Raw genomic sequence first — 19,953 nt, 5'->3', positions numbered from 1 at the left:
CCCCCAGGTCATCCCTTTGACAGGGGGCAACAGTCATGCCGGGCCCGGAGGCCAGCGGCCCTCTTGCAGGACCGCGAAGAAGATAACGGGGCGCCCGGCCGCGACCTCCGCTTCAGCCGTCCTCGGCCCCGTCAGCCCCCGTCCCGCCCGGCGTACGCCGCCGGGTCGGCCAGTACCTCCCGGACGATCGCGCCGGCCGCGCCCCGGGCCGCGTCGCCGAGGGGCGAGGAGGCCCGCAGCCGCTTCCCGTTCTCCCGCCACAGCCCGGAGACGACACGGCGGGCGAGTTCGCGGTCGACGGCGGGCGCCAGCCAGTCCATCAGTTCGCGGTAGACGCCGCCGAGCACGACCGCGTCGGGATCGAAGAGGTTCACGGCGCCCGACACGACGACGCCCAAGTGCCGCCCCGCCCGCTCGATCGCGGCCAGCGCGGCAGGCTCACCCCGCCGGGCGCGGCGTTCGAGTTCCGCGGCGCCGCGCACACCCGTGGCCGCGTCGATGCCGGCCGCCTGGAGCAGGGCGGCCTGTCCGGCGTACTGCTCCAGGCAACCGTGTGCCCCGCACCGGCACAGGGGCCCGTCGGGGTCGACGACCATGTGGCCGATCTCCCCGGCGAAACCGTGCGCTCCCCGCAGCAGCTCCCCCTTGAGCACCAGGGCGCCGCCGACGCCGATCTCTCCGGTCAGGTGGAGGAAGCTGCGCACGCCCTCGGTGCCGGCGCCGAACCACAGCTCGGCCAGGGCGGCGGCGTTGGCCTCGTTGTCGGAGCTGACCGGCAGCGGGCGGTGGGCCGGGCGCAGGGCGAGGAGCGCCTGCGCGAACAGGCCCTCCACCGCGACGCGCCGCCAGCCCAGGTTGGGGGCCTGGCGGACGGTGCCGCCGGTCACCAGGGCGGGCAGGGCGACGTGCGCGCCGACCGGGGCGAGGTCCTGCTCGGCCGCCGAGCCGAGGGCGCGCGCCGCCAGCCGGGCGGCGCGCGCCAGCACCTCGGAGGGCTGAACCCCGCGGTTGTCGACGTGCTCGACGAGCCGGACCCGGTCGGTGCCGGCGAGGTCGACGACGCAGACGGTGACGTAGTCGATGTTGATCTCGACGCCGAGTCCCGCCGGACCCGACCTGGACACCTTCAGGACGGTACCGGGCCGCCCCGCCTGACCGCTGCTCGTCTTGCCGCCCTCGGAGACGAAGCCGTACTCCAGCAACTGCTCGACCAGGGACGAGACCGCCGCGCGGGTCAGTCCGACGTGCGCGGCGATCCCGGCCCGGGTCGCCTCCCCCGCGTCGTGCACGGCCCTCAGGACGAGGCTGAGGTTGTGCCGTCTGACCGTGGCCTTGTCGGCCTTCGGTTCCAGGGGGGTGAGGTTGTTCTTCATGGTGGTGTCGAGCGTATGCGACCGGCAGGGCTCCGACCTGCGCCGCTGTGCCCCGGGCGCCCCTTGCCCGTGCTCGTCCGCGCCTCTAGCCTGACTTTGTGCCGCAAATAAACAAAGCCCGTTCGCACAGCGCCGTGCCGGGCTCCCGCAACGACCTGACCCGTCTCCGTGTCGCCCTGACCGCCTTCTTCGCCCTGGACGGCTTCATCTTCGCCGGCTGGGTCGTACGCATCCCCGCCATCAAGGAGCAGACCGGCGCCTCGGCCAGTGCCCTGGGCCTGGCCCTGCTCGGCGTCTCCGCGGGTGCCGTCGTCACCATGACGCTCACCGGACGGCTCTGCCGCCGCTACGGCAGCCACCCCGTCACCGTCGCCTGCGCGGTCCTGCTCTGCCTCAGCGTCGCGCTGCCCCCGCTCACCCACTCCGCGCTCGCCCTCGGCCTGGTACTGCTGGTCTTCGGCAGCGCGTACGGCGGTATCAACGTCGCCTTCAACAGCGCCGCCGTCGACCTGGTGGCCGTACTGCGGCGTCCGATCATGCCCAGTTTCCACGCCGCGTTCAGCCTGGGCGGCATGGTCGGCGCGGGGCTCGGCGGGCTGGTCGCCGGGTCGCTGTCACCCGTGCGGCACCTGCTCTGCCTCACCGCCATCGGTCTCGTCGTGACCCTGTTCGCGGGCCGTGCCCTGCTGCGCTGCGAGCCCGCCGCGCCACCGGACGGCGCCGACCGGGGCCAGGGTGCCCCGGGCCGGCTCGACCGCCGCACGCGCCGCCTGGTCGTCACCTTCGGCGTGATCGCCCTGTGCACGGCATACGGCGAGGGCGCCATGGCCGACTGGGGCGCGCTGCACCTGGAACAGGACCTCGACGCTTCGCCGGGGCTGGCGGCGGCCGGCTACTCCTGCTTCGCGCTCGCCATGACGGTCGGCCGGCTGACCGGCACGACCCTGCTGGAGCGCCTGGGCCGGACGACCACGGTGGTGGCCGGCGGCACGACCGCCGTGGCCGGCATGCTGGTGGGCTCGCTCGCCCCGTCCGTGTGGGCGGCGCTGTTCGGGTTCGCGATCACCGGGCTCGGGCTCGCCAACATCTTCCCGGTCGCGGTCGAACGGGCGGGCGTGCTGGGCGGGCCCGCCGGCGTCGCCACCGCGTCCACCCTGGGTTACGGCGGCATGCTGCTCGGGCCGCCCGCGATCGGCTTCATGGCCGACTGGTTCTCCCTGCCGGCCGCTCTCACCAGCGTGGCGGCGCTCGCGGCGGTGGCGGTCCTCGTCGCCGTCGCGACCCGACGGGCGGCGGCACCGGGCTGAGCCGTCCAGTTCCGCGCAGCACTCCCTTCGAGCGCCCTCGATCCGGCACACTCACCGCCATGGAGACTGTCGCGTACATCGATGTCCTGGCCCGCGAGGGCGCGTTGCTCGCCGAATCCGCCGAGTCGGCGGGCACCGACGCCAAGGTTCCGACCTGCCCCGGCTGGCAGGTGCGGGACCTGCTGCGGCACACGGGCACGGTGCACCGCTGGGCGGAGACGATCGTCGCCGAGGGGCACACCGGCCCCCGGCCCGACGGCGGCCTGACCGACCTCGACGGCGGCGACCTGCTGGCCTGGTTCCGGGAGGGACACCGGCGGTTGGTCGACACCCTCACCCGTGCCGCGCCCGACGTGCGCTGCTGGCACTTCCTGCCCGCGCCGTCCCCGCTGGCGTTCTGGGCGCGGCGGCAAGCGCACGAGACGACCGTGCACCGCATCGACGCGGAGTCGGCCCGGGGCTCCGCGCCGACCGCCGTCGGTACGGACTTCGCGGTGGACGGCATGGACGAGTTGCTGTGCGCCTTCCACGCCCGCCCGAAGAGTGCGGTGCGCACCGAGGCGCCCCGCACGCTGCGGGTGCGGGCGACGGACGTGCCCGGCGCGGTGTGGACCATACGGCTGTCGGCCGAGCCGCCAGTGACCGAGCGGACGGGCGACGGTGACGCCGACTGCGAACTCTCCGGGCCCGCGGCACTGCTCTACCCGGCACTGTGGAACCGCCTGCCGTTCCCCGAGGTGACCGGCGACGCCTCGCTCGCCGCTCTGTGGCGCGAGAAGTCGGGCATCACCTGGAAGTGAACCGGCCGCGCCGCGGAGCAGGGGCCGATCGGCCGGTCTGGGAGACTTGACGCCATGACGGCTTACGGGGGACGGCGTACGCAGGGCGAGCGGGACGCGATCACGGTCGAGATCGGCTACGCGCTGTGCAGCGCGGTGTTCGCGGCGGCCGTGCTGTTCGGGGCCGTGGCCGGGCCGGCGTACCTCTTCGGGCTGTCCGGCGGCGTCCGCGGCGCGCTCGTCTGGGCGGGAGCGGCGCTGGCCGTCGTCGTGTTCTTCGTGCGGGTGGCGAGCGTGCTGCTGCGCTTCGGGCGTGCCGGTCAGCCCAGCCAGCCCGGCCGCACCAAGCCCGACTCGTAGGCCAGTACGACCAGTTGGGCCCGGTCGCGGGCGCCGAGCTTCACCATGGTGCGGCTGACGTGGGTCTTGGCGGTGAGCGGGCTGACGACCAGGCGGCGTGCGATCTCCTCGTTGGACAGGCCGATGCCGACCAGGGCCATCACCTCCCGCTCCCGTTCCGTGAGCCCGGCCAGCCGCCCGGCCGCCGCGGGCTCCTTGGAGCGGGCCGCGAACTCGGCGATCAGCCGGCGCGTCACCCCCGGCGAGAGCAGCGCGTCTCCGGCGACCACCGCCCGCACGGCACGCAGCAGTTCCTCCGGCTCGGTGTCCTTGACCAGGAAGCCGGAGGCACCGGAGCGGATCGCCTCGAAGACGTACTCGTCGAGTTCGAAGGTGGTGAGCATGACCACCTTCACGTCCCGCAGCCCGGCGTCCCCCGTGATCCTGCGGGTCGCCGCCAGGCCGTCCAGCACCGGCATGCGGATGTCCATGAGGACGACGTCGGGGCGCACTTCGCGGATCGCGCGCACCGCCTCCTCTCCGTCGGCCGCCTCCGCGGCCACCTCGATGTCGGGCTGCGCGTCCAGCAGCGCCCGGAAACCGGCGCGCACCAGTGACTGGTCGTCGGCGAGCAGTACGCGGATCACCGGTCCCCCTCCGTGGCGTGGGCGTTCTTGGCGTTCTTGGCGTTCGTGACGCCCTCGGCGCCGACGGGCAGCGTCGCCAGCACCCGGAAGCCGCCGTCGGGGCGGGGGCCCGCCTCGACGGTGCCCCCGAGCGCCGTCGCCCGTTCCCGCATCCCGGCCAGCCCGTTGCCGCTGCCGCCGCCCTCGGCGCCGGTCGCGGGTCCGTCGTCGTCGACACGCAGCCGCAGCGCGCCGCCGTCCCGGGCGAGGCACACCCGTGCGTGCCGCGAACCGGAGTGGCGTACGACGTTGGTGAGGGCCTCCTGCACGATGCGGAACGCGGCGAGGTCGGTACCGGGCGGCAGCGCCGGCGGCTCGCCCTCGACCTCGACGGTGAGGCCGGCGCTCGCCGCCTGCTCGACCAGCTCGGGCAGGCGGTCCAGCCCGGGGGCGGGCGTGCGCGGCGCGTCGCCGGGGGTGCGCAGCGTGTCGAGGACCTGGCGCACCTCGCCGAGCGCCTCCTTGCTCTTGGCCTTGATGGTGGTGAGGGCGGTGCGCGCCTGCTCCGGATCGGTGTCGAGAAGCGCGAGTCCGACGCCCGCCTGCACGTTGATCACGGAGATGCTGTGCGCGAGTACGTCGTGCAGCTCGCGGGCGATCCGCAGCCGCTCCTCGTCCGCGCGTCGCCGCGCCGCCTGCGCCCGCTCGGCCCGCTCCTTCGCCCACTGCTCGCGCCGGGTCCGGGCCAGCTCCGACACCGCCACGATCGCCACCACCCAGACGGCGATGACGATCTCCCCGCCCCAGGAGGCGGCGGAGTCCGACGACGGTGGCAGCCAGCGGTACAGCCAGTGCACCAGCAGAACGTGTCCCGTCCACAGCGCCGCCAGGGCCGACCACGCGGCCCTGCGGTGCCCGGAGACGACGGCGCTGAAGCAGGCGAAGGCCACGGCCAGGAGGACCGGTCCGTACGGGTATCCGGCGGCCAGATAGACCAGGGTGGTGGCCGAGGTGCCGAACACGACCGCCACCGGGTACCGCTGCCGCCACAGGAGCGCCGCGCCCGTCAGGAACAGGAGCACGCGCGCGAAGGGGTCCAGCGCGGCGCGGTCGCCCTCCTGGGAATGGGCGGCGAAGCCGGAACCGACCAGCACGAACGCCGTGAGCAGTGCCGTGGAGCGCCAGGGCAACCGGTGGCGGCGCCCCTCGTCGTCCCGCCGATGCCACCACGGGGGCCCGTGCCGCCACCACTGCGGCGGCCCGCCCGCGTGCCCGCGCTGTCCGTCCATGACCGCCACGCTAGACGCCGCAGGGCGGGAGCGGCGTCACCCGCGCGTGGTGGTCGCGCGTACTTCCGGGGAAGTACGCCCCGGTCGCTCCCGGGGGGCTCGCACTGCGTGCGTGAGCGGTGCCCGTGAGGATGCTGGGGCGGTGCTCAGGTCCCGGTCTCGTCGTCCGCACGGCGCGCGGCGCCTCCGGTGTCCGGCGTGCCCGTACCCGTCGCCGCGTCCGGAGCGCCCGTCGGCTCCGCCGTGCGCGTGGGCGGGCGGTCCATCGCCGCGAGCGCGCGCTGGGCCAGGGGGTGGCTGCGGACCAGCTCGCCCAGGGAGGTCGAACCCCGCGTGATGTCCTTGAACGCCTTCCAGGCCGGACGGAACCCGGTCAGGGCCGCGTGGAACAGCCCCGGGCGGCGCTCGAAGACCGCCAGCATGCGCTTGCCGACGCTCATCTCGACGCCGAGGCCGGCCTTGACGGCGAAGGCGTAGTTCAGGGCCTGCTTGCGCGCGTCCACGGCGTCGTGCGCCTCGGCGATGCGCACCGCCCACTCGCCCGCGAGCCGTCCCGAGCGCAGGGCGAAGGAGATGCCCTCGCGGGTCCACGGCTCCAGGAGTCCGGCCGCGTCGCCGCAGACCAGGACCCGGCCGCGGGACAGCGGCGAGTCGTCGGCGCGGCAGCGCGTCAGATGACCGGAGGAGATGCTCGGTTCGAAGCCGGCGAGGCCGAGGCGGCCGACGAAGTCCTCCAGGTACCGCTTGGTCGCCGCGCCCTCGCCGCGCGCCGAGATGACGCCGACCGTGAGGGTGTCGCCCTTGGGGAAGACCCATCCGTAACTGCCGGGCATCGGCCCCCAGTCGATGAGGACCCGTCCCTTCCAGTCCTCGGCGACGGTGTCCGGCACCGGGATCTCCGCTTCCAGGCCCAGGTCGACCTGGTCGAGCTTCACGCCGACGTGCGCGCCTATCCGGCTGGCGCTGCCGTCCGCGCCGACGACGGCCCGCGCCAGCACCGTCTCGCCGCCCTGGAGGACGACGGCGACCGTGCGCCGGTCCGGCACCGCAGACCCGTGCTGCTCCACCCGGGTCACGGTCGCCCCGGTGCGCAGCTCGGCGCCCGCCTTCTGGGCGTGCTCGACGAGCTGCTGGTCGAACTCGGGCCGGTTGATCAGACCGAACAGCATCTGACGGGAACGCCGGGTCCGGGTGAAACGGCCGTTGTTCGAGAACGTCACCGCGTGCACGCGGTCCCGGAAGGGCAGCTCGAAGCCGGGCGGGAGGGTGTCGCGCGAGGGACCGATGATGCCGCCGCCGCACGTCTTGTAGCGGGGCAGCTCCGCCTTCTCCAGCAACAGCACGCGCCGCCCCGCGACCGCCGCCGCGTAGGCGGCCGAGGCCCCCGCCGGTCCCGCGCCCACCACGACCACGTCCCAGACCTGACGCGTGTCGTCCGCCGAAGAGTTCTCGCTGCTCACGATGGTCTACTGCTCCCAACAAACCGCATGCCGCACCTGACCCCCGCATCCTACGGCGGGCATCGCCGCAGGCCACTGTGGGAGGATCGGCCCTACCAATCCAAGTACTCCTCGGTACAACGTCGCACCTACAAGGAGCGTGCCCATGTCGTCGAATCCGGTCGCCGAGACCGTCTCCTCGCTGATGCCCAGGGCGAAGGAGGAGCTCACCGCACTGGTGGCCTTCAAATCGGTGGCGGACTTCGACCAGTTCCCGCGCAGCGAGAGCGTGGGCGCCGCCAACTGGACAGCGGCCGCGCTGCGCGCCGAGGGATTCCAGGACGTGGACCTGCTCGACACGCCGGACGGCACGCAGTCGGTGTACGGGTACCTGCCCGGGCCCGAGGGCGCCAAGACGGTGCTCCTCTACGCCCACTACGACGTGCAGCCGCCGCTCGACGAGGCCGGCTGGGTGACCCCGCCGTTCGAGCTGACCGAGCGCGACGGCCGCTGGTACGGGCGCGGCGCGGCCGACTGCAAGGGCGGTGTGCTCATGCACCTGCTGGCGCTGCGCGCGCTGAAGGCCAACGGTGGTGTGCCGGTGCACGTCAAGTTCATCGCCGAGGGCTCGGAGGAGCAGGGCACGGGCGGTCTGGAGCGGTACGCCGAGCAGCACCCGGAGCTGCTGGCCGCGGACACCATCGTCATCGGCGACGCGGGCAACTTCCGGGTCGGGCTGCCGACGGTCACCTCGACACTGCGCGGCATGACGCTGGTGCGCGTGAAGGTCGACACGCTGGAGGGCAACCTGCACTCCGGCCAGTTCGGCGGCGCCGCGCCCGACGCGCTGGCCGCCCTGATCCGCGTACTGGACTCGCTGCGCGCCGAGGACGGCTCGACGTCCGTCGACGGCCTGGCGGCGGACAGCGACTGGGAGGGACTGGCCTACGACGAGGAGCAGTTCCGCCGGGACGCCCGGGTGCTGGACGGCGTGGAGCTGATCGGCTCGGGTTCGGTCGCCGACCGGATCTGGGCGCGCCCGGCCGTCACGGTGCTCGGCATCGACTGCCCGCCGGTCGTCGGTGCCACCCCGTCGGTGCAGGCGAGCGCCCGCGCGCTGGTCAGCCTGCGGGTGCCGCCGGGCGTGGACGCCGCCGAGGCCACCAAGCTGCTCCAGGCCCACCTGGAGGCGCGGACGCCGTGGGGCGCACGGGTCGCCGTCGAGCAGATCGGCCAGGGCCAGGCGTTCCGCGCCGACACCACCAGCCCGGCGTACCAGGCCATGGCGGACGCGATGGCCGTGGCGTACCCGGGCGAGGAGATGCAGTACGCCGGTCAGGGCGGCTCCATCCCGCTGTGCAACACCCTGGCGGCGCTGTACCCGCGGGCGGAGATCCTGCTGATCGGCCTGAGCGAGCCGGAGGCGCAGATCCACGCCGTGAACGAGAGCGTGTCCCCCGAGGAGCTGGAGCGGCTGTCGGTCGCTGAGGCGCTGTTCCTGCGCAACTACGCGGCGGGCTGAGCCCGGCCGGCCCCGGTTCTGCCGTCGGCAGAGGGGCCTCGCCACCCGGCGGGGCCCTGCCTACGGTCGTGCCATGGACGTCATCGAGCTCCTCCCCCGCCTCCACCTGCTGCGCTTCCCGGTGGGCCAGGCCTATCTGTGGCGCGACGGCGACGACCTGACGCTGATCGACGCCGACCGGCCGGGTCGGGGGCGCGCATCGCCGCGCTCGCGGGCACTGCCGGACGCGTACGGCGTGTGGTCCTCACCCACTTCCACGAGGACCACGCGGGCGGGGCGGGTGAGCTCGCCGCGCTCACCGGGGCAGAGGTGGTGGCGCACGCCCTGGAGGCGCCGGTGGTGCGGGGTGAGGTGCCGGGGCCGCCGCCCGTGTTCGAGGAGTGGGAGCGCCCCCTGCACGCCGACGCCGTCCGGCGGCTTCCGCGGGGCGGATTCGACCGGCCGGCGCGGGTGACCGAGGTGTCCGACGGCGACGTCCTCGACTTCGGCGGCGGGGCACGCGTCGTCCACGCTCCGGGCCACACGGACGGCAGCACCGGACTGCACCTCCCGCGCCACGGCGTGCTGTTCACGGGGGACGCGGTCGCCGCGTCGCCGGTCGACGGCGGTGTGATGCCCGGTGTGTTCAACACCGACCGGGACCGGGCCGTCGCCTCGTTCGGCAGGCTGGCCGGCCTCGACACGGAGACGGCCTGCTTCGGGCACGGCGACCCGGTGACCGCGAGGGCCGGGCAGTCGCTCCGGGCGTCGGCGCGGGCCTGCGCGGCGGACGGCTGAGGTCAGCCGACGGGGGTGCCGGCCTCCAGGTAGAGGGCCGTTCCGCGCTCCCGGGCCCGCAGGGCCCAGCGCAGCCGCTTGTAGCGCACGGGGGGCAGCAGTCCGGCGGCCTCGTCCTCGGTGACAAAGCGCCAGCCGCGCAGTTCGGGGCCGGGCAGCAGCACCCGGCCTGCGTCCGCGGAGTCGAGCCGGCCGCCGTCGAAGAGCATGCGCAGACCGCCGTAGCCGGGAGGCACAGGCCGTTCCCAGTCGACGACCAGCAGGGCGGGTACGTCGTCGAGGTGGATGCCGGTCTCCTCGGCGACCTCGCGCATCCCGGCCCGGGCGGGCGCCTCGCCGGGTTCGACCACGCCGCCGGGGAACTCCCAGCCGGGCTTGTAGGTGGGGTCGACGAGCAGGACGCGGTCCTGTTCGTCGAAGAGCAGGACGCCGGCGGCGAGGGTCTCGGCGGTGGGTTCGGGCGTCTGCACGATGTCGCAGGCGGGCACGGAACCGGTGCCCACGGCCTCGGCGATCCGGGCGGCGGTCTCGTGCGGGGTGAGGGCGCCGGTGTCGACCGGGTGGGCGTCGGCCGTCAGCCAGGAGGCGAGGGCGGCCCGGTACGGCTCGATGTGGTCGTACGACCACTGCCGTACGCGTATCTCGCCGTCGGGCGGCCCCTCCGGTATCTCGCGGCCCGCTATCCGCTCGCGCAGGATCGTTTCAGCCGGGGCGAGCAGGATGTGCCGGACCGCGATGCGGCGGGCGGCGAGGCCGCCGAAGATCTCGTCCCGGTACTCCTGGCGCAGGAGCGTCATGGGAACGACGAGGGTCCCGCCGAGCTCGGCGAGCATCGCGGCCGCCGTGTCGATGACCAGGCGGCGCCAGATCGGCAGCTCCTGGAAGTCGCCGACCTCGGCGAGGCGTTTGGGCGGCAGCAGGTGCGCGAGTGCCCCGCCGACGACCTCGGGGTCGAAGAGTGTGCTGTTCGGGATCAGTTCGATCAGTTCCCGTGCGGTGGTGGTCTTCCCCGCACCGAACGCGCCGTTGATCCAGACGACGGTCACAGGTCCCCCTCTTCTGTTGGCCCCCTGTGGCTTGCCCGCTCAACCCTGCCACGGAAACCAGGCCCAGTTGGGGGCGTACGACGACGGCGCCGGCGCCCCCGGGAGGGGCACCGGCGCCGTGTGGCCCGGGACGGTACGGCTCAGCGGCCCAGCTGCCCGAGCGTGTCGTCGTCCACGGACAGGCTCTCTACGGCGACCGTGTCCTCGACGGTGCTGACGGTGTCCTCCACGTCGAGGCCGAGGGGGAGTTCGGCCGGGGCGCCGTGGGACGGGCTCACGGCCGCGACGACGAATCCGGTGGCCAGGGATGCGATGGCGAGCATGCTGCGCTTCTTCATGCCTGCTTCAACTGCGCCGGGGCGCGGGGGTCACGGGTGAGAACGCGGGAGCCGCGCCCGGACCCGTCCGGCGGCGCCTTCCCGGCCCGGGGCAGGGCGGTCGGCCCAGCAGGTTCGGTCGGCCCGAACAGTTCCGTCGGCCCCGCGCTCTGCGGTTCAGACCGGACCGTACGAGCCCGTCACCGACCCGCACACCGCGCAACCGGCACCCAGGCCCGGACCACCCAGGAAAACGATCGACGCCGGCAGCACGGCCGGCCAGGCCCTACGGCTCACGGTCACGCGTACGAGCCCGTCACCGGCCCGCGCGCCTGAGAACGGCGCACAGGCCCCGCGACGACCCGGTCAGTACGGTCGGCCGGTGCGGTACGGCGTCCGGACCGGGGCGCCGTCCGGGACGGCACGGCGGCGGTACCGCGGGCGGAGCCGTCCGGCCGCCCGGCCCCGCGCTCGGCTCAGACTCGTGCCGGACTCGCGTCCGCCGCCCTGGTGAGGGCCGCCGCGGCCGCGCCCACCAGACCCGCGTCCGTACCCATCTGGGCGGGCACGACCGCCAGGCGCTGCACGAAGGACAGGGTCGCGTAGTCGGTCAGCGCCTCGCGCAGCGGGGCGAAGAGCACGTCGCCCGCCTTGCCCACTCCCCCGCCGACCACGGCGATGTCGATCTCGACGAGGGTCGCGGTGGCGGCGATCCCGGCGGCCAGCGCCTGCGCGGCCCGTTCGAAGGAGGCCACGGCGACGGGGTCGCCCCGGCGCGCGGCGGCGGCCACCGCGGCGGCGGAGGCGTCGCCGTCCGGGCCGGGCCGCCAGCCCTCGTCGAGGGCGCGTCGCGCGATGTTGGGGCCGCTCGCTATGCGCTCCACACAGCCGCGCGCACCGCACGGGCAGGGGTCGCCGTCCAGATCCACACTGATGTGCCCGATGTGGCCGGCGTTGCCCGTCGGGCCGGGATGCAGCCGTCCGTTCAGGACCAGACCGCCGCCGACCCCCGTGGAGACCACCATGCACAGCGCGTTGTCGTGCCCCCGCGCGGCGCCCTGCCAGTGCTCGGCCGCCGTGATCGCCACCCCGTCGCCGATCAGCTCGACGGGCAGGTCACCGACGGCTTCCCGGACCCGGCGGACGAGCGGGTAGTCGCGCCAGCCCGGCACGTTGACCGGGCTGACCGTGCCGGCGGAGGCGTCCACCGGACCGGCGCTGCCGATGCCGACGGCCGTGGCCCGCCCCCACAGCGGTGACGCCGTCAGCTCCCCGAGGACGGCTGCCACGGCCCCCATCACGGTGTCGCCGTCCTCCCGGGCGGGCGTGGCGCGCTGCGCACGCGCCTGGATGCGGCCGTGGCCGTCCACCAGCGCTCCGGCGATCTTGGTGCCGCCGATGTCCAGCGCTGCCACGAGGTCGGTGTGCATCAGAGTCGGATCTCCCCGTTGGACCGAAAAAAGACGAAAGAGCACGAACATGAGAGGGCACAGCAGACCGGTCCCGCGGTGGGGACGGGGGCCGGAGAGTGCGTTGGACAGTGTCTCCCGCATCTGACAACGTTGTCCAGGCTCTATGCTCGACGCCACATCCTCATACAAACGCATGACCGACACATCCCCCTGAGCACCGTGGACGACTGAACACCGTGGACGACAGGAGCCGACGCTTTCCCGTGGACGACAGGACAGGACACCGCACCGTGCCCGACACGCCCCGCCGCGCAGACCGCCTCCCCGGGAACCGCTACGGCAATCGCCCGACCATGAAGGACGTCGCCGCCCGGGCCGGGGTCGGTCTCAAGACCGTCTCCCGGGTGGTCAACGGGGAGCCGGGCGTCACCCCGGAGACCGAGCGGCGTGTCCAGGAGGCCATCGACGCGCTCGGCTTCCGCCGCAACGACAGCGCACGGGTGCTCCGCAAGGGACGTACCGCCAGCATCGGGCTGGTGCTCGAGGACCTGGCCGACCCGTTCTACGGGCCGCTCAGCCGCGCCGTGGAGGAGGTGGCCCGCGCGCACGGCGCCCTGCTGATCAACGGGTCCAGCGCCGAGGACCCGGACCGCGAGCAGGAGCTCGTGCTGGCCCTGTGCGCGCGGCGCGTGGACGGGCTGGTGGTGATTCCCGCCGGGGACGACCACCGGTACCTGGAGCCGGAACTCAAGGCCGGCGTCGCCACGGTGTTCGTGGACCGCCCGCCGGGGCGGATCGACGCGGACGTGGTGCTGTCCGACAACCACGGCGGCGCCCGCGACGGAGTCGCCCACCTCATCGCGCACGGCCACCGGAGGATCGGCTTCATCGGCGACATGCCCCGCATCCACACGGCCGCCGAGCGGCTGCGCGGCTACCGGGCCGCGATGGAGGACGCCGGGATACCGGTCGAGGACTCCTGGATGTCACTGGGGGTCACCGACCCCGAGCGCGTGCGCCGGGCGGCCGAGGAGATGCTCACCGGCCCGAGCCCGGTCACCGCGATCTTCACGGGCAACAACCGGGTGACCGTCACCGTGATCCGCGTCCTCGCCGAACACGACCGCCGCGTCGCCCTGGTCGGCTTCGACGACATCGAGCTGGCCGACCTGCTTCAGCCGGGCGTCACCGTGGTCGCCCAGGACGCCGCGGCCCTGGGCCGCACCGCCGCCGAACGGCTCTTCCGCCAACTGGACGGCACCCTGCTCGCCCCCGACCGCATCGAACTGCCGACCAGGCTGGTCACCCGGGGTTCGGGCGAGCTGCCGCCCGCGGACTGAGCGGCCGTGGCGGACGAGCGCCGGGACGCCGGGCGCGCGGACGTGTCGCCGCCGGGCGGGCCCGCGCGGACCGGCCCGGACGGCGCGGACCGGACGCTGCGCGCCCTCGGGCTGGACGGGGTGCCCCGCGAGGAGCCGCTGCTCTACCCGGGAGCGTGGCCTCGGGAGTCCGGGGTGCTGGACGGGGACCGGCTGCTGCCGCTGGACCGGGCGGTGTTCGAGGACCGGGTCCCGGTGCTGGCGATCGGCTCCAACGCCAGTCCGGGCCAGCTGCGGCACAAGATGGCCGAGTTCGGGATCGCCTCGCCGCTCCCGATGGTCAGGTCACGCGTCACCGGCCTGGACATCGGTGTCTCCGCCCATGTGAGCCGCATGGGCTACGTGTCCGCCTCGCCGGTGGGCGCGCCGGGCGTCGTACGGGAGTTGTTCCTGCTCTGGCTCGACACCGAGCAGCTCGCCGTGATCGACGCGAGCGAGGGCGTGCCCATGGCGTCCGGCAACTTCGACCGCGTCTGGCTCCCCGCACCCGACGTGCGCGTCGAACCGGGCGACGGCACGGTGCTGCGCGGCACGTACGCCTACGTCAACCGCCACGGCGTCCTGCACGACGGCGACGGGGCGCCCCGCCGTCACCCCGGCGAGCAACGGCCCCTCATCACCGGACTCCTCCGGGAGTCGGCCCGGCTGCGAGGGCTGTTCGGGGTGACGCCAGAGGAGTTCTGCGCGCGGGCGCGGGCCGACCGGCGGCTGTGCGAGCGGGGGACGCGGCTGTTCGCGGAGGAGGGGCGCGTGACGGCGTCCGGCCTGGAGCGGTACGTGGACTCAGGCCGGACGCCGGACGATGCGCTGCCGCCGCCTACTGCGCCGATGCCGTGAGGTCACCGCGCCGCGGGGACGAGAAGCCCTCCAGGTCGGCGCGGGTCAGGCCGGTCAGCCGGGCGACCTCGCCGATGTCGAGGGCGCCGCAGTCCAGGCCGCGCAGCAGGTAGCCGCTGAGGGCCTTGGCGGTGGCGGGCTCGTCCATGACGTCGCCGCCGGTGCGGTTGGCGTAGCGGGCGAGCCGTGCGGCGGCCTGCTCGAAGCCCTCGCGGTAGAAGGCGAAGACGGCCGCGTAACGGGTCGGGATGTGACCGGGGTGCATGTCCCAGCCCTGGTAGTAGGCGCGGGCCAGCGCGCGGCGGGTGAGGCCGAAGTGCAGCCGCCAGGCGTCGTGGACCTTCTCGGTGGGGCCGACCGGCAGGACGTTGGTGGAGCCGTCCGAGACGCGGACACCGGTGCCGGCGGCGGCGACCTGCATGACCGCCTTGGCGTGGTCGGCGGCGGGGTGGTCGCTGGCCTGGTAGGCGGCGGAGACGCCGAGGCAGGCGCTGTAGTCGAAGGTGCCGTAGTGCAGGCCGGTGGCGCGGCCCTCGGCGGCCTGGATCATGCGGGAGACGGCGGCGGTGCCGTCGGCGGCCAGGATGGACTGGCTGGTCTCGATCTGGATCTCGAAGCCGATCCGGCCGGGCTCCAGGCCGCGGGCCTTCTCGAAGGCCTCCAGCAGCCGGACCATGGCCGTGACCTGCTCGGGGTAGGTCACCTTGGGCAGTGTGAGGACGAGGCCGTCCGGGAGGCCGCCGGCCTCCATCAGGCCGCTGAGGAAGACGTCGAGGGTGCGGATGCCCCGGGCGCGCACGGGGGCCTCCATGCACTTCATGCGGATGCCCATGCAGGGGGCCGCGGTGCCCTGTTCGTACGCCTCGGCGATCAGGCGGGCCGCACGGGCCGCCGCCTCGTCCTCCTCGGCGTCGGAGCGGTTGCCGTAGCCGTCCTCGAAGTCGACGCGGAGGTCTTCGATCGGCTCGCGCTCCAGCTTCGCGCGCACGCGGCCGTAGACCGGCTCGGCGAGGTCGTCGGTGAGGCCGAGGACGGCCGCGAAGGAGGCGGCGTCGGGGGCGTGCTCGTCGAGGGCGGCCAGCGCCCGGTCGCCCCAGGAGCGGACGGTGTCGGCGGCGAAGACGTCACCCGGTACGTAGACGGTGTGCACGGGCTGGCGGGTGCCCGGGTCTCCGGGGTAGCGGCGCTCCAGCTCCGCGTCGACCGGCGCGAGGGAGGCACTGATCTCCTCGCCGACGGCGCCCGCGAGGCTCGTCGCCACCTTCTCCTGCTGACCCATCCCACACCCTCCTGGTTCAACTTTTCCGCTGAACGGAATCAAACATCCGTAGAGCGAAGTTATCCGCCGGTTCCTCGCCGGTCAACACCATCCTGCGCAGACGCCGAGGCCCCCGCGACCACGGAAGGTCGCGGGGGCCTCGGCCGGAGCCGTATGGCGGGATGCTCAGCCCTTGCGGGACTTCACTTCCTCGGTGAGCTGCGGGACGACGTCGAAGAGGTCGCCGACGACGCCGTAGTCGACCAGCTCGAAGATCGGGGCCTCGGCGTCCTTGTTGATCGCCACGATCGTCTTCGAGGTCTGCATGCCCGCGCGGTGCTGGATCGCGCCGGAGATGCCGGAGGCGATGTACAGCTGCGGGGAGACCGACTTGCCGGTCTGGCCGACCTGGTTGGTGTGCGGGTACCAGCCGGCGTCCACCGCGGCGCGCGAGGCGCCGACGGCCGCGCCGAGGGAGTCGGCGAGCGCCTCGATGATCGCGAAGTTCTCCGCGCCGTTGACGCCGCGGCCGCCGGAGACGACGATCGCGGCCTCGGTCAGCTCCGGGCGCCCGGTCGACTCGCGCGGCGTGCGCGAGGTGACCTTGGTGCCGGTCGCGGCGGCGGAGAAGGACACCGACAGGGCCTCGACCGCGCCAGCGGCCGGGGCGGGCTCCACGGCGGCCGAGTTCGGCTTGACCGTGATGACCGGGGTGCCCTTGGAGACGCGGGACTTGGTGGTGAAGGCGGCGGCGAAGACCGACTGCGTGGCCACCGGGCCCTCGTCGCCGGCCTCCAGGTCGACGGCGTCCGTGATGATGCCGGAGCCCAGGCGCAGCGCCAGGCGGGCGGCGATCTCCTTGCCCTCGGCGGAGGACGGGACCAGCACGGCGGCCGGGGAGACGGCCTCGACGGCGGCCTGGAGGGCGTCCACCTTCGGTACGACCAGGTAGTCGGCGTACTCGGCGGCCTCGTGGGCCAGCACCTTCACCGCGCCGTGCTCGGCGAGGGCGGCGGCGGTGTCACCGGCACCGTTGCCGAGGGCGACGGCGACGGGCTCGCCGACGCGGCGGGCCAGCGTCAGCAGCTCCAGGGTGGGCTTGCGGACGGCACCGTCCACGTGGTCGACGTAGACGAGAACTTCAGCCATGGGACTTCTTCTCTCCTGCTTGCGAGATGTGAGGGGCGGTCGGCGAATCCGGGGCTCAGATGAACTTCTGGCCCGCGAGGAACTCGGCGAGCTGCTTGCCGCCCTCGCCCTCGTCCTTGACGATGGTGCCCGCGGTGCGCGCCGGGCGCTCGGTCGCGGACTCGACCGTGGTGTAGGCGTTCTCGAGACCGACCTCGTCCTCGTCGATGTCGAGGTCGGACAGGTCCCAGGACTCCACCGGCTTCTTCTTGGCCGCCATGATGCCCTTGAAGGAGGGGTAACGGGCCTCGCCGGACTGGTCGGTGACCGACACGACGGCCGGGAGGGAGGCCTCCAGGTGCTCGGTGGCGGCGTCGCCGTCACGGCGGCCCTTCACGGTGCCGTCCTCGACCGAGACCTCGGACAGCAGCGTCACCTGCGGCACGCCCAGGCGCTCCGCGAGCAGCGCGGGGACGACGCCCATGGTGCCGTCGGTGGAGGCCATGCCGGAGACGACCAGGTCGTAGCCGGCCTTCTCGATCGCCTTGGCCAGCACCAGCGAGGTGCCGATGGCGTCGGTGCCGTGCAGGTCGTCGTCCTCGACGTGGATCGCCTTGTCGGCACCCATGGACAGCGCCTTGCGCAGCGCGTCCTTCGCGTCCTCCGGGCCCACCGTCAGGACGGTGATCTCCACGTCGTCGTCGGAGTTCTCCGAGATCTGCAGCGCCTGCTCGACCGCGTACTCGTCCAGCTCGGAGAGCAGACCGTCGACGTCGTCGCGGTCGACGGTCAGGTCATCGGCGAAGTGCCGGTCGCCAGTGGCGTCGGGCACGTACTTCACGGTGACAACGATCCTCAAGCTCACGCCGGCTCTCCTACTGCGTCGACATTTCAGTGCTGCCTCTTGCAGGCAGCATAGGCGCCCCAAGCGGCCGATCCCGGGCGGGGCGACCTGCGCTCCGTCCCGAAATATTACTCGTCAGTACACCCAGTCCCTGCCCGCTAAGCAAGCGCTTTGAACTGTGACCTTCGCAACGCAGCGTAACCGGAACCCGACCGCTTCGCAGAAGCCGTCCCGGTGAGCGGTCAGTCGCGCAGTCGCTCGTAACGCCCCTGGTGGTAGAGGAGCGGCCGGCCGGCGCCCCCGGGATCGCCGGACAGCACCTCGGCCAGCACGATGCGATGGTCTCCCGCGGGCACGCGGGCGACGACCCGGCACACGAGCCAGGCGAGGACGCCGTCCAGCACCGGCACCCCCTCGGGGCCGTCTCGCCAGGCGGTGGGCGCCGCGAAGCGGTCGGCGCCGCTGCGGGCGAAGGTGGCGGCCACCTCCTCCTGGTGCTCGCCGAGCACGTGGACGCCCACGTACTCGGCCGAGGAGACCGCGGGCCAGCTGGAGGAGCCGGTACCGATGCCGAAGGAGAGCAGCGGCGGCTCCGCGGAGACGGAGGTGAGGGAGGTGGCGGTGAAGCCGACCGGGCCGGCGTCCCCGCGCGCGGTGATCACCGCGACGCCCGCGGCGTGCCGCCGGAAGGCGGACCGCAACAGCTCGGCGGTGGCGGGCGGCGGCGCGGTGAGGCCGGGTGTGGCCGTCATACGGGAAGTCCTTCTGCGTTGCGCCCCGGTCCGCGGAGCCGGGAGCGAGGCCGTACGGGCAGGCTGACGACGGGTGGCACACACAGTCAATTACGTCCCGCGATCCGGAAGCTGTGGAGAACGCCTCACGGACGGCGTGACGGTACTCACACCGCCTCGCCCAGCGCGGCGATCACGTCCGCCTTGCGCGGCTGCCCGACGGCACGCCGTACGACCCGGCCGTCCGCGTCGAGAACCAGCACGGTCGGGGTCTTGAGCACGCCGAGGGCACGGACGAGTTCCAGGCGGGCCTCGGCGTCGATCTCGACGTGGGCCACGCCGGGGACCATCCGGGCGACCTCGCGCAAGACCCGCCTGGTGGCCCGGCAGGGGGCGCAGAAGGCGCTGGAGAACTGCACGAGCGTCGCCCGCGCGCCCAGTTCCGCGCCGAGGCGTGCCGCGTCGAGCCGGGGGACCGGCGATGGATCGGGACTGCCGCCGTCGCCCTGCCCGTGCACCCTCGCGTCCTCGTTCCGCCGCCACCGCGGCACTCGTGGGCACGCCTCGGGCGTGCCACCGGTCCGTTCGTCCATCGGTTCAGCGTTCCCCGGGCGGCGGAGATTCCCGCTCCGCCGTCACTTTTCGGCCACGAATCGGCAGACGACGTGATGAGGATCTCGCCACGTGCCGGCACCAAGGCTGGTACACCGGCCGTTCTTGGGGCACGATCTCGACAAGCCGTAAACCTACGGCTGCGTAACTTTCGACTGGGAACCCCCTTCCCAGGCTGACAAGGAAGGGTCCGACCCGCCCATGGCAGAACTCGCCTACCGCCCGGCCATCGGTCTCGCCCGCACCCTGTTCAAGGTGTGGGATCTCAAGATCGATTGCCAGGGTTCGGAGAACATCCCGCGCTCGGGCGGCGCCGTGCTGGTGAGCAACCACATCAGCTACCTGGACTTCATCTTCGACGGCCTGGCGGCGCTGCCTCAGAAGCGGCTGGTGCGCTTCATGGCGAAGGAGTCGGTCTTCCGGCACCGGGTCTCCGGGCCGCTGATGCGCAACATGAAGCACATCCCGGTCGACCGCAAGCAGGGCGAGGCGGCGTACGCGCACGCCCTGGACTCGCTGCGGTCCGGCGAGATCGTCGGGGTCTTCCCGGAGGCGACTATCTCCGAGTCGTTCACGCTGAAGAGCTTCAAGTCGGGTGCCGCGCGCCTGGCGCAGGAGGCGGGCGTCCCGCTGATCCCGATGGCACTCTGGGGCACCCAGCGGCTGTGGACCAAGGGCCACCCGCGCAACTTCAAGCGCAGCCACATCCCGATCACCATCCGGGTCGGCGAGGCGATGGAGGCACCCCGCGAGCAGTACGCGGGCGCCCTCACCCGGCGGCTGCGCGAGCGGGTGCAGGAGCTGCTGGAGGCCGCCCAGCGGGCCTACCCGGTACGCCCCAAGGGCGCGGACGACACCTGGTGGATGCCGGCCCATCTCGGCGGCACCGCCCCCACCCCGGAGCAGGTGCGCACCGCCGAGGCCCACTGAGCCGGGCA

General features: G+C 73.7%; 19 protein-coding genes and 1 pseudogene. 8 read left to right on the top strand and 12 right to left on the bottom strand.

Going from position 1 to position 19,953, the window contains the following annotated elements:
• Positions 1-131: 131 nt before the first annotated feature.
• Entirely contained in the window at positions 132-1,373 is a 1,242-nt protein-coding gene (locus tag ACFW47_RS27560; protein ID WP_386285133.1) for an ROK family protein, read from the bottom strand.
• 134 nt (positions 1,374-1,507) lie between these two features.
• Between ACFW47_RS27560 and ACFW47_RS27555 the strand changes: the two genes are divergently transcribed.
• Genes ACFW47_RS27555 through ACFW47_RS27545 form a run of 3 tightly spaced genes read left to right on the top strand, consistent with a single transcriptional unit; the run spans position 1,508 to position 3,819 of the window.
• Positions 1,508-2,680 (top strand): MFS transporter, encoded by a 1,173-nt coding sequence (locus ACFW47_RS27555; protein WP_386285707.1) that lies wholly within the window; start codon positions 1,508-1,510, stop codon positions 2,678-2,680.
• A 59-nt stretch (positions 2,681-2,739) separates the two neighbouring features.
• On the top strand, positions 2,740-3,480 hold the full coding sequence (locus tag ACFW47_RS27550; RefSeq protein ID WP_386307444.1) for a maleylpyruvate isomerase family mycothiol-dependent enzyme: 741 nt from the start codon (positions 2,740-2,742) through the stop codon (positions 3,478-3,480).
• A gap of 54 nt (positions 3,481-3,534) precedes the next feature.
• The gene (locus ACFW47_RS27545; protein WP_386285137.1) at positions 3,535-3,819 is read left to right on the top strand and encodes a DUF6332 family protein; all 285 of its coding nucleotides are present in this window, start codon (positions 3,535-3,537) and stop codon (positions 3,817-3,819) included.
• Here the strand turns inward: ACFW47_RS27545 and ACFW47_RS27540 are convergent.
• The 3 genes from ACFW47_RS27540 to ACFW47_RS27530 all read right to left on the bottom strand — a co-directional run bounded on the left by ACFW47_RS27540 (position 3,780) and on the right by ACFW47_RS27530 (position 7,173).
• The gene (locus tag ACFW47_RS27540; protein ID WP_386285139.1) at positions 3,780-4,445 is read right to left on the bottom strand and encodes a response regulator; all 666 of its coding nucleotides are present in this window, start codon (positions 4,443-4,445) and stop codon (positions 3,780-3,782) included. The two genes, ACFW47_RS27545 and ACFW47_RS27540, sit on opposite strands and share 40 nt — an antisense overlap.
• Positions 4,442-5,713 (bottom strand): sensor histidine kinase, encoded by a 1,272-nt coding sequence (locus tag ACFW47_RS27535; protein ID WP_386307443.1) that lies wholly within the window; start codon positions 5,711-5,713, stop codon positions 4,442-4,444. The genes ACFW47_RS27540 and ACFW47_RS27535 overlap by 4 nt, the downstream gene beginning before the upstream one ends.
• A gap of 146 nt (positions 5,714-5,859) precedes the next feature.
• Positions 5,860-7,173, bottom strand: a complete 1,314-nt coding sequence (locus ACFW47_RS27530; RefSeq protein WP_386307441.1) for a geranylgeranyl reductase family protein — start codon at positions 7,171-7,173, stop codon at positions 5,860-5,862.
• A 145-nt stretch (positions 7,174-7,318) separates the two neighbouring features.
• On the opposite strand from ACFW47_RS27530, the gene ACFW47_RS27525 reads away from it, so the two are divergent.
• Positions 7,319-8,674 carry a dipeptidase gene (locus tag ACFW47_RS27525; RefSeq protein ID WP_386307440.1) on the top strand — a complete coding sequence of 452 codons (1,356 nt, stop codon included), beginning with the start codon at positions 7,319-7,321 and terminating at the stop codon, positions 8,672-8,674.
• A gap of 73 nt (positions 8,675-8,747) precedes the next feature.
• Positions 8,748-9,451, top strand: a pseudogene (locus tag ACFW47_RS27520) (MBL fold metallo-hydrolase).
• Between the two features lie 2 nt (positions 9,452-9,453).
• Here the strand turns inward: ACFW47_RS27520 and ACFW47_RS27515 are convergent.
• The 3 genes from ACFW47_RS27515 to ACFW47_RS27505 all read right to left on the bottom strand — a co-directional run bounded on the left by ACFW47_RS27515 (position 9,454) and on the right by ACFW47_RS27505 (position 12,244).
• Positions 9,454-10,497, bottom strand: a complete 1,044-nt coding sequence (locus tag ACFW47_RS27515) for an NUDIX domain-containing protein (protein WP_386285152.1) — start codon at positions 10,495-10,497, stop codon at positions 9,454-9,456.
• 140 nt (positions 10,498-10,637) lie between these two features.
• Positions 10,638-10,835 carry a hypothetical protein gene (locus tag ACFW47_RS27510; protein WP_217250140.1) on the bottom strand — a complete coding sequence of 66 codons (198 nt, stop codon included), beginning with the start codon at positions 10,833-10,835 and terminating at the stop codon, positions 10,638-10,640.
• Positions 10,836-11,290: 455 nt separating this feature from the next.
• Positions 11,291-12,244, bottom strand: coding sequence for an ROK family protein (locus ACFW47_RS27505; RefSeq protein WP_386307439.1), 954 nt, complete (start codon positions 12,242-12,244; stop codon positions 11,291-11,293).
• Between the two features lie 245 nt (positions 12,245-12,489).
• Here ACFW47_RS27505 and ACFW47_RS27500 point away from each other — a divergent pair, with 245 nt between their 5' ends.
• Both ACFW47_RS27500 and ACFW47_RS27495 read left to right on the top strand, forming a co-directional pair.
• Entirely contained in the window at positions 12,490-13,566 is a 1,077-nt protein-coding gene (locus ACFW47_RS27500; protein ID WP_386285158.1) for a LacI family DNA-binding transcriptional regulator, read from the top strand.
• A gap of 42 nt (positions 13,567-13,608) precedes the next feature.
• Positions 13,609-14,442, top strand: a complete 834-nt coding sequence (locus ACFW47_RS27495; RefSeq protein WP_386307449.1) for a hypothetical protein — start codon at positions 13,609-13,611, stop codon at positions 14,440-14,442.
• Here ACFW47_RS27495 and ACFW47_RS27490 read toward each other — a convergent pair.
• From ACFW47_RS27490 to ACFW47_RS27470, 5 genes are all read right to left on the bottom strand, one after another.
• The gene (locus tag ACFW47_RS27490) at positions 14,423-15,721 is read right to left on the bottom strand and encodes a DUF6986 family protein (protein ID WP_386285160.1); all 1,299 of its coding nucleotides are present in this window, start codon (positions 15,719-15,721) and stop codon (positions 14,423-14,425) included. The genes ACFW47_RS27495 and ACFW47_RS27490 overlap by 20 nt on opposite strands.
• 165 nt (positions 15,722-15,886) lie before the next feature.
• Complete coding sequence (locus ACFW47_RS27485; RefSeq protein WP_386307437.1) at positions 15,887-16,849, bottom strand: electron transfer flavoprotein subunit alpha/FixB family protein; 963 nt, start codon at positions 16,847-16,849, stop codon at positions 15,887-15,889.
• 55 nt (positions 16,850-16,904) lie between these two features.
• A complete protein-coding gene (locus tag ACFW47_RS27480) occupies positions 16,905-17,693 on the bottom strand; it encodes an electron transfer flavoprotein subunit beta/FixA family protein (RefSeq protein WP_386285163.1) in 789 nt (262 codons plus the stop codon).
• Positions 17,694-17,914: 221 nt separating this feature from the next.
• Complete coding sequence (locus ACFW47_RS27475) at positions 17,915-18,424, bottom strand: flavin reductase family protein (protein ID WP_386307436.1); 510 nt, start codon at positions 18,422-18,424, stop codon at positions 17,915-17,917.
• A 146-nt stretch (positions 18,425-18,570) separates the two neighbouring features.
• The gene (locus ACFW47_RS27470) at positions 18,571-18,996 is read right to left on the bottom strand and encodes a TlpA family protein disulfide reductase (RefSeq protein WP_386285168.1); all 426 of its coding nucleotides are present in this window, start codon (positions 18,994-18,996) and stop codon (positions 18,571-18,573) included.
• Positions 18,997-19,216: 220 nt separating this feature from the next.
• Between ACFW47_RS27470 and ACFW47_RS27465 the strand changes: the two genes are divergently transcribed.
• Positions 19,217-19,945 (top strand): lysophospholipid acyltransferase family protein, encoded by a 729-nt coding sequence (locus ACFW47_RS27465; RefSeq protein WP_386285170.1) that lies wholly within the window; start codon positions 19,217-19,219, stop codon positions 19,943-19,945.
• Positions 19,946-19,953: the final 8 nt, after the last annotated feature.

This window comes from Streptomyces sp. NPDC058796 (assembly GCF_042745235.1).
Lineage (GTDB): Bacteria > Actinomycetota > Actinomycetes > Streptomycetales > Streptomycetaceae > Streptomyces.
This window is presented reverse-complemented; position numbering and strand designations above follow the sequence as displayed.